This is a genomic window from Bacteroidales bacterium, assembly GCA_023229505.1.
Classification (GTDB): Bacteria; Bacteroidota; Bacteroidia; order Bacteroidales; family JAGOPY01; genus JAGOPY01.
In genome coordinates this window covers 146,828-156,146 of record JALNZD010000004.1, presented here as the reverse complement: position 1 = coordinate 156,146, position 9,319 = coordinate 146,828, and the positions used below count along the sequence as shown (strand labels likewise).

Annotated in this window: 9 protein-coding genes; 2 read left to right on the top strand and 7 right to left on the bottom strand. The window is 37.0% G+C overall.

From position 1 onward, the window contains the following. Positions 1-149 precede the first annotated feature (149 nt). Entirely contained in the window at positions 150-611 is a 462-nt protein-coding gene (locus tag M0Q51_02875) for a hypothetical protein (protein ID MCK9398925.1), read from the bottom strand. Positions 612-955: 344 nt separating this feature from the next. Here M0Q51_02875 and M0Q51_02870 point away from each other — a divergent pair, with 344 nt between their 5' ends. After that, positions 956-1,390, top strand: a complete 435-nt coding sequence (locus tag M0Q51_02870; GenBank protein ID MCK9398924.1) for an acyl-CoA thioesterase — start codon at positions 956-958, stop codon at positions 1,388-1,390. A gap of 137 nt (positions 1,391-1,527) precedes the next feature. After that, positions 1,528-2,919 carry an alpha/beta hydrolase-fold protein gene (locus M0Q51_02865; protein ID MCK9398923.1) on the top strand — a complete coding sequence of 464 codons (1,392 nt, stop codon included), beginning with the start codon at positions 1,528-1,530 and terminating at the stop codon, positions 2,917-2,919. A 141-nt stretch (positions 2,920-3,060) separates the two neighbouring features. Here M0Q51_02865 and M0Q51_02860 read toward each other — a convergent pair whose 3' ends face one another. From M0Q51_02860 to M0Q51_02835, 6 genes are all read right to left on the bottom strand, one after another. Next, complete coding sequence (locus M0Q51_02860; protein ID MCK9398922.1) at positions 3,061-3,237, bottom strand: hypothetical protein; 177 nt, start codon at positions 3,235-3,237, stop codon at positions 3,061-3,063. A 105-nt stretch (positions 3,238-3,342) separates the two neighbouring features. After that, positions 3,343-5,193 (bottom strand): hypothetical protein, encoded by a 1,851-nt coding sequence (locus M0Q51_02855; GenBank protein MCK9398921.1) that lies wholly within the window; start codon positions 5,191-5,193, stop codon positions 3,343-3,345. Between the two features lie 392 nt (positions 5,194-5,585). Beyond that, positions 5,586-6,701, bottom strand: coding sequence for a hypothetical protein (locus M0Q51_02850; GenBank protein ID MCK9398920.1), 1,116 nt, complete (start codon positions 6,699-6,701; stop codon positions 5,586-5,588). A 397-nt stretch (positions 6,702-7,098) separates the two neighbouring features. Continuing rightward, a complete protein-coding gene (locus M0Q51_02845) occupies positions 7,099-7,443 on the bottom strand; it encodes a type II toxin-antitoxin system PemK/MazF family toxin (GenBank protein MCK9398919.1) in 345 nt (114 codons plus the stop codon). After that, positions 7,424-7,663 carry a hypothetical protein gene (locus M0Q51_02840; protein ID MCK9398918.1) on the bottom strand — a complete coding sequence of 80 codons (240 nt, stop codon included), beginning with the start codon at positions 7,661-7,663 and terminating at the stop codon, positions 7,424-7,426. Before M0Q51_02840 ends, M0Q51_02845 begins: the two co-directional genes overlap by 20 nt. Before the next feature lie 107 nt (positions 7,664-7,770). Further along, positions 7,771-9,249 (bottom strand): hypothetical protein, encoded by a 1,479-nt coding sequence (locus M0Q51_02835; GenBank protein ID MCK9398917.1) that lies wholly within the window; start codon positions 9,247-9,249, stop codon positions 7,771-7,773. Positions 9,250-9,319: the final 70 nt, after the last annotated feature.

Below are 9,319 nucleotides of genomic sequence, written 5' to 3'. Positions count from 1 at the left end.
CGATTATTTTTCTTTACAAATCAATTTTCAACCAAATTTGAATTTGCAATCTTCCAAAGTCATATTTTTATCGATAATCAGTATTTTTTCATTTTTAATAAATGTCCCTTTTTAGAGGGGGCTCAACCTTAAAACTTAAACCTCAACACTTATTCCGTGCTTCCTTCCAGGATCTTTTTCCTGATCTCTTTATATTCATTCCTATAAGAACTAAGCCTGACCCCAAAAGTAGGAAGTCTGGGAACAACTTTGGAATTATGGAAGACGTTGATCGAAAATTTGCTTCTATATTCCTGCAGGTCTTTGGTTGATTTGATGCCATTTTTCGACATGTTTTCACGGATCCATTCCTCAAAGTCAATCCCGGGGTTGATTCCCAGTTTCTGATTCACCAGGGAAATAATCTTTTTGATATTGCTCAGCCCTTTGAGCCACAAATACCATTTTGGTTTTCCCTCAATGAAACCCTGGACCAGGTCAACATATTGGTGCCCTTCAACATCGAGTACATCTGAATAAGCCTTTCCTGATGCTGCAATTTTTTCAGCCCTTGCAATGATCTCAGGCATCCCGGGTTGCTTAATAAAATCATTGATTTGAAAATTCGGCATAATTCAATTTATTAAATTGATTAATGATATTTTCTGTTCTATATATGTCAGGTTCGAAAAGTGAAAATTTTGCCACCAAAGCACTAAAACTCCAAAACCCACCAAAGTTATTTGCTTGATAATCATTGTTTGGTGAAATTTGGTGATTTAGTGATTTAGTGGCATTTTTAATTATTCTTCTTTTTAGAGTGAACTCAATACAATAAATTAATTATAAATAAATTATGAGATCTCATGCGAAGTTCATAAATATATTCGACTAAAATATTGGATATCAATATTTAACAATAAATTAACAATTTGCGATATTGTTATTATTATTGCATATTGAATTCTCTTAGAATATGGGACAACATTCAGATTGGATTACCAAAGAAAATATGACCACGCTCGAAATCAGGGTAGGGGATATCAATTATGGCGGTCATATGGGCAATGATAAAGCACTGCTCGTTTTTCAGGATGCCCGGATACGGTTTTTTGAATCTCTCGGGTTTTCCGAAAAAAATATCGGCGGGCCGGGGATTATTATGCGTGATGCGCATGTTTTATTCAGAAAAGAGGTTTACCTTCATGACGTATTGACCGTGGATGTGGGTATAGAAAATGTAGGCAGTTCTTCTTTTGAAATGCTCTATACTGTCAGAAGGCTCAGTGATGATGCGGTCGTTTTTACCGGCAGCACCGGGTTGGTGGCTTTCGATTACGATCTGCGGCGTCCGGTGCGGATTCCGGAGGGGTTTTTGGAGAAGATCGCAGGTAGGACGGTAGGACGGTAGGACTGTAAGACTGTAAGACTGTAAGACTGTAAGACTGTAAGACGGTAGGACTGTAAGACTGTAAGACTGTAGGAACACCACTTAATGACCACTTTATGACAACCATATGACCACTTTATGACAACTTTATGACACTTATGAAAAAGCTCCTTTTGTTATTTTTACTATCACTCCCTGGCTTGGTGCATTCCCAGGTGACTTTCGTAATTGATTCCCTTCCTGCTTATACTACGCCGGAGGACTATCTCTACATTGCCGGGAATTTTAATGGCTGGGACCCCGGTGATGCCGGATATGTTCTTGCAAAGAATGAAGACCAGAAATGGTTTATAACATTGGCTGCAGCGACGGAAGGTACGGTGATCCAGTTCAAGTTCACCCGGGGAAGCTGGGAAACCGTCGAAAAAGGACCCCAGGGCGAAGAATTGAATAATAGGTTGTTCACGTACGGAAATGGGGACACTGTTGATATTATCATTTACAACTGGGCGCAGGGCAGTGGGGTAGGGAGTACGGCTGCCGATAATGTCTATATCATGGATGATGACTTTGAGATGCCGCAGCTTGGCCGGACACGGCGGATCTGGCTTTACCTGCCGCCCGATTATGAGACTTCCGGGATGAATTACCCGGTTCTTTACATGCATGACGGGCAAAACTTGTTCGACGATTCCACATCTTTTGCCGGTGAGTGGCAGGTCGACGAAACCCTGAATACATTGTACCAGCAAGGCTATAATGTCCCTATTGTCGTTGGCATTGAAAACGGGGGAGACTTAAGGATTGCCGAATACACCCCCTGGGCACACCCGCTTTATGGTGGCGGCGATGGCGACCTGTATATGGAATTTATCGTACAAACCCTAAAACCATATATTGATTTGAATTACCGTACCCTTCCAGGCCGGGAATACACCGGCATTATGGGCAGTTCCCTGGGCGGGTTGATCTCTCATTACGGCGCGTTGAAGTACCAGGATGTTTTCAGCAAGGCCGGCATATTCTCACCATCTTTCTGGTATTCCGACAGCGTCTGGTCATTTACCCGTGGAGTGGGCCGCCAGGATGCCATGCGGATTTACCTGATGTGCGGCGGCAGTGAAGGGCAGGGGACGATTAACGACATGATGGATATGCAGGATTCACTGTTGCTGGTTGGTTTTATGGAAGATGAAATCAGCCTGACGGTCATTCCCGGCGGGCAGCATAACGAGAGCCTCTGGAGCGAGGATTTCGGCGAGGCCTACAAATGGTTGTATGCCTCTTATGCCAATGATATATTCGAGCCTGTGAAAGTAAATATCATCCGCCTGTTCCCCAATCCAACCGGCGATAAACTGATGTTGCCGGCTGATTTCCCGGATAATTGCGATAGTTTGGAAGTGATTGATATGATGGGAAATGTGGTGCTCAAATCGGTGCCGTTTAATGGGAAAAATATCAATGTTTCCGGCCTGGCACCGGGGATTTATATTGTTTCGCTATCTACGAATGGCAAGTATTACCAGAGGAAGGTGGTGAGAGAGTGAGGGCTACAATTAGTTCAAAGTTCAAAGTTCAAAGTTCAAAGTTGAAGTTTGTCAGTTCAAAGTTTTAAAAACCTTATCAAAGCTAGGACTGATCAGAGGAATTGAAAATTACCAGCTTTTCCCAGTCTCATTTTTCGTTTACTATTTTTTTAATTTTTCTTTTATTGCATCAGATATTGCATCAAACCAATTTATATTTTCAGCAATTTTATCTTTGATTTCTTCAATTTCTTTATCAGTTAATTCCCTGTTTAATTCTTCAAGGGCAACCGTCTGCATATCGGTTTTATTAAGCGAATAAACTATTTCCTCATTCATATTGATAAGTATTTATTTGAAAAGAATATTTTCTAGGTGCCATTTAAAGTCAGCGGGAGTGATTCGTTAACAGTATCTCAGAAAAGTACTAAATACTGCTTTTTGCTATTTTTCAATAGCTTTTAGAATTCTATCCTCTTTTAATAATACATCACGCATTAATAAATTGTATGGTAAGACAGTATGCCTCGACTTCTGGAAACCTTTCAGAATACATAATAAAGAATTGGCAGTAATCAATGAAAGGTTCAATTCGTATTCCAGTTCACAATCTGCGACAAACTCATCTGTGAAATCCGGGGCAATAAGTAATGACTTGACGACTTTAAGTCCCTGGTTATTTGCAAGTTTGAAGTAAGATTTTAATTGCCTTGATACTGAACTGAATTTATTATATCCACTTTCTTTTACTGTCTTACATTCAACAACTATGATATCTCCATTTCCCAGATTAATAATGATATCAACCTTATCCTTAGAAGTGTTTAATTTTTTACGAAGCTTCTCATCTATATGGAATCCAAGTTTACTAAGGATTGTTTTCGTCAACACCTCAAATTTAATTCCAATTTCACTTTCTTTGATATTTATACCATTCTCTTTTAAAGCATTGTAATTACGATACCCAATATTTACGTAGTTATCCAGAAGGATGTTTTCAGTGTCTTTATATGCCTCTATAATATTTTGAAGGATATTTCCTCTAGTCTTAATATTCCGGTCTTTACAGAACTTTCCCAGGTCTTCCTCAGATAATAAATCGATGATATCACTTGGCTTTACACCTAATTCAAGTAAAAAATCTCCTATCAATGCATTTTCTTCTTCAAGTTCAAAAACTTCTTTAATGATAACGTTTAGTTTTGGCTGGAAGGAACCCAAATCAATAAGTAGCTTATTATAACCATCAAGAGTAATTCCGATCTTATCATCTTTGTCCATCATTTCGAAATGGGTAATCAGATTATTGATCTTTTCTTCAATTGTAACACCTTTTAGATTCGGCGTGATGTTTAGTCCACTATTAACCAGATCGTTAAAGAAATTCTTTTTCTCGGTCAAAGAGGTGTTATCTTTAAAAATATCCTGTAAAAGAATTGATGTAAATGAGATTCCTTCCTTAATGATTTTCTTTATTTTCTCTTCTTTATCTAATTTAATATTAATAGTATGCTTTCTGCAAACATTATTTATTTGTGGTTCTTTCAACAGTCGAAGGACTCTTCGAAGGTATTTATCTGCTACTTCCTTCCTTCGTAGTTTCCTGAGGATACCAATGACTTCGTCAGGAATATATATTATGCGACTTTTTTTAGAATAAAAAAGAATCCCTAGATTTCTTAAGTAATTTATAATTTCTTCAATATCAACTTTTTCAAAGGGGAGGATTGAATAGTTTATTAATTTGACTTCTTCTTGAGACAGTTCCAGTTCTTTTGAAAGTGTGACTAAAATTGATTGCTCATCCTTGGTGATTTTGTTTTCCTGGTTATTTCCTCTGTCATTGATATAAGCAGTCTTTATGCAGGCAGAGTAGACTCTGTAATCACGTAATCGTGATGGATCAATATCAGATTTTTTACCATCAATTGCCTCTTTAAATTGTTTCAGACTATCTTTTAACAGCTTTAATTCTTTGTCATAGAGTTTATTGAACCATTCGCGGGTCAAAACTGAATTTCCATCTCTTATTAAGATATCTACCAAAACATCCAGTTGACTTGTAATATTGACGAATTCGTTTTGAAGGTGATTAGCAAACTCCTTTTCGATAAGTGTAAATACTCTGGAAATATTAATGTTATCAGCGTTTTTTAGTCCTTTGTCAGTTTCACTCAGGATTTTTTCTATTTCCTTTTGATTGGAAGGATTTGATGTTATAATAGTGTCGACTATCTTCAGGAAAGCATTCTTTTCCAGAGAATTCAGCTTATCAAGTATTTTATCTAGTTTCATGTTAATGATACTTAATTGAAAAAAAAATCTGCCTAAAGTTAATAAAAAGACCAGTTGAATTCTTACAAAATACTATTAATCTCTAAATTTAAGAACTTTAAAAGATCATTCTGCGCCTCTGCATTGGAAGACGTGAGAAGTTGAAGCGAGGTTGCATGGAAGTGTGGATGCATAGGCGAATAGAACTCCTCGTTTCTCAAAGCCCGATTCTTGTCAGGACAATTACGCTTAACAAGCTGAAAAAGAGAGATTACGAACCGATGCTCGACTATTATCTGAAAATTGCTCACCACAACTTAATGAACCGTCCCGATTTAATCGGGATAGTGTGAGAGGCGCATACCGTCAGCTATTGCTGGCTGGGCCGTCAGCTCGCATTAGTGCCAGAAATTCTATTTCATTTCAAATTCGGGAATCATGATATTAAACTTTTCATCTCCATCTAGAGGTAGTTTTTCATTATTTTCTAAGATTAGTAATAAACTAGAAACAGTTTGCCAGGGCTGATAATATAAATTGTAGGCTTGATTTGGAATCGAATAAAATTTCGAATCTTCAGATTTAAAAGCATATGAAGCATTAGCAGTAAATACTGACGCAATTGCGGCATTGCCACCACTAGTTATATTAGTTCCATTAGTTGTTGAGAATATTCCACTTTCAATTACATTAAAACTCCTTAAAATGTAAATATTCTGGTCTGAAGGTTGTAATTTTAATTTAGCTATTAATACCTTTCTATTTGCATCGTCTAAAGAGGTAATTAGAGTTGCTGTGCTAACTGTATTTGTATAAGAGAACCATAAAATATCACATTTTACCATACACAAATTAGAACTAGACATATTTGCTTCTACGCTGCCATAAATTGGAACGGAAATTTTCAATCCGGATACTATAGACTTTTCTGTAACTGCTGTTTCTTGAATAATTGAAGGTTTATCGAAAGTAATTTCAAATTTTTCTAATTGAATATAATCTTGAATAATTAGTTTTTCATCTACTTCTTTTCCGATAATTAAGCACCCTAATAAAGGTCTTATATCGACCAATCTACTAAGTGTTGAGGTTGAGTCAAATTTCAAATCTGTACCCAATTGTTTTAATCTTAGCTTACCGTCAGTAGCGTCATACATTACTAGACCAGTTAGGGGTTCTTCTCTATACACATCATTTTTTGAATCTGGAATGATAATAGGTTCTATAGTATAGCTCGTGCTCGATATTGTAGGGTGATATTTCATTTTTATATTTCCACCTTTATAACCATTTGTAACATAGATTTTATTGGTAGGAGTAATTTGTTTTGTGGTTTGGTCTTTAATACCTTTCCCAACTGAAACAGATTCATTAACCTTCAAACTCCCCTTTTTAGTATAACTTTCAATATTTACAGTCACATCCGCTTCATTGTAATTCTTGAAAGTTACAGTTGTTTTAACAGGAGCACAACTATTAAGAACTAGTTCAGTTAATAATAGACCTAAGAGTAATTTTGTGTTTTTCATTTTTCTTTTAATTTAAGTTAATACTATTCTTGGTTCTAATGTTTGAATTACTACACTAGTTGGTTTATCCACCCAAATTTTGGTTGAGAAACATACTTCATTTTATACCAATAAAAATTTCAAAATAACAATCAGTTCCTTCATAAAACCAACTATTGCATTGATTTTGAGTCGGTTTGTAAGAAGAACTCTAATGGATGGTGGCTTAGCATGACAAATATAAAAAATGATTTGATATGTACAATAAGGGAGGAAAAATAAGTTCAAAGTTCAAAGGAAAAAGGGCAAAGTTGAAGTTAGTAAGTTCAAAGAGGCGTGAGATGTGAGGCGTGAGTGGTAAAGCGTGGAAGCGTGGAAGCGGTGAAACGGTGACCCTCTGATGAAACGATGAAACATCCTATTCCATATCAAATAATATTTTCAAATTGTCTTTTATTTTTAGAATTATATCATTTGGAGCAATGCCAATTCTTTTTAACATCCTTTTATTATCAATCGCCCGAATCTGGTCAATCATTATATCACAGCCTTCACTTAAACCACAGCAACCTTTTTTCAAGTGAACCCTTAAAATTTCACTTTCCTTCTGAACATTAGTTGTTATCGGGCAAATTATTGAAGAAGAATGGTGTTTGTTCAAAAGATCAGTTTGAATAACTATGACTGGCCTGACTTTGCCTGGTTCTGTCCCTGACGTAGGATTAAGGTCAGCAATCCAGACCTCAAATTGTTTGACTTTCATAATCAATCATTTCGAATTCATGAAGAACTTTTATAGATTCATCCTTAACAAGTTCCGATTCTTTTGCCAACTTGTCAGCTAAGATTTTTCTTTTTTGAACTTTATTATAAAAGTCTAATGCTTCATTTATGTATCTGTTTCGGGATTTCTTAATTTGATTGATGACTTGTTCCGTATCGGTAAATACTGAATCATCTAATTTTAGCGAAAGTGTTTTCATAATATTCCTTTGTATTATACTGCAAAGGTATATACATTTTAGGTATACTCCAAATGTTTCTTTTTAATGTTGCATGATTTAGATAGTCTGGTTAAAATTTTTTGAAATTAAAAGCGTGAGTTGAACGTCTGGACCTCCCACTTACTCTTACCTTCATTCAATGTTGCGCAGAGGATCTTGTTACCGTCTGTCCGCACATTGACCAGGCCATATACAATGGTATCGACCACCTTTATTTTATCCAGGTTTTTGAATTTATCTGAAGCGTTGAGTGCACCTGAGGATCTTTGCTTGTAATAAATATTGGTTTTGGCTTTATCCTCTAATCTGACATTAATAGTTTGACTGCCGACAGGATAATCCTTGCATTCAATTTTGTAGGGATCTCCCAGTTTATAACTCCTGGAAATTTCTGTGCTGTAGATCAACGGCGTCAATACCTCATCATCTTGTATTATCCTGTAGCCGGTGATGCCACAGGTTGCGACGATATTTGGACGGGGATGGGAATGTGCTTCATCATCCCCTGATGATATGACATTTGCTGATGCCTGTATGCACTCCATGAATTCGTAGGAACAGTCATCGCTCCCGTGATGACAGGACTTGGCTACATCGGCAGATAATTCCAGCCGGTTGCCACTCATCTTATCCAGGATATACTGTTCGCTTTTCTTATTAAGATCGCCGGTCAACAGAATTTTTGCCCTGCCATAATCTACCCTGAGAAGGACAGAGTTTCCATTGGTGTTTTGGGAATCACTGCCAAAGTCCTTGAGCTTTGACTTTCCGCTAATAGTTTGCTCTATCGGACCCAGGATTTTAATTGCGGTTTTTTTATCTTGTTCAAAACCGGGCAGGTATTCGAATCCTTTATCCGGGTTGTAACTGATACGTTTTATGTTAGCTCCGGAGTTAAGGATGCACTGCATAAAAGTTGCCCAATTGCCTTGAAATTTTAATGCAGATGATGGGTCTAAACCTTTTTGAACAGAATCTTTGCCTTCGATCAATTCGTTCAGATAGCCGTTATCTTTGCTACCAAGAAACCTGGAGTTCGATGCCGATTTCCACCACGAAACACCGGCATGATAAAAATTTTTCAAAGAGACAGAGGAACAATCAATATTCAATTTCTCAGCAGGATTGAAAAGATCCCATAATCCACCATAATGATCAGCATCACAATGCGAGGCTATCATTACGTCCAGGTCGATTTTATCCAAACCATAATCTTTCTTGAATTTCCAGTCGACAAAATCTGCGGCACTTTTTTTATGAGGCTGCACAGAACGGTTGTATCCCCCATCCAATAGGATATGCTCCCGGTCAGGAGTAACAATCAGAATACCGTCACCCTGCCCTACGTCTATTAAATACAGTTCGAGCAACGGTTCTTCACCATAAACAGATTCCTTGATGAATCCATACTTTCCCCTTGCCTTTGCTTTGACTCTCCCGTCAGTTACGGTTGTGGAAAGGATCTCGATCCTATCACCCCATAAGAGTTCAGTTATGACTTTATTTGAAGTTTCGTCACCATAAAGGTTTGCTGTTTCTGTTTTCAAATATTTAATTGGTGCCATGATGTGATGTATTAAGGGGTTTGTATTATTAAAAGGCTGAAAATAAAGTTATTGCACTTGAATCTTTTAA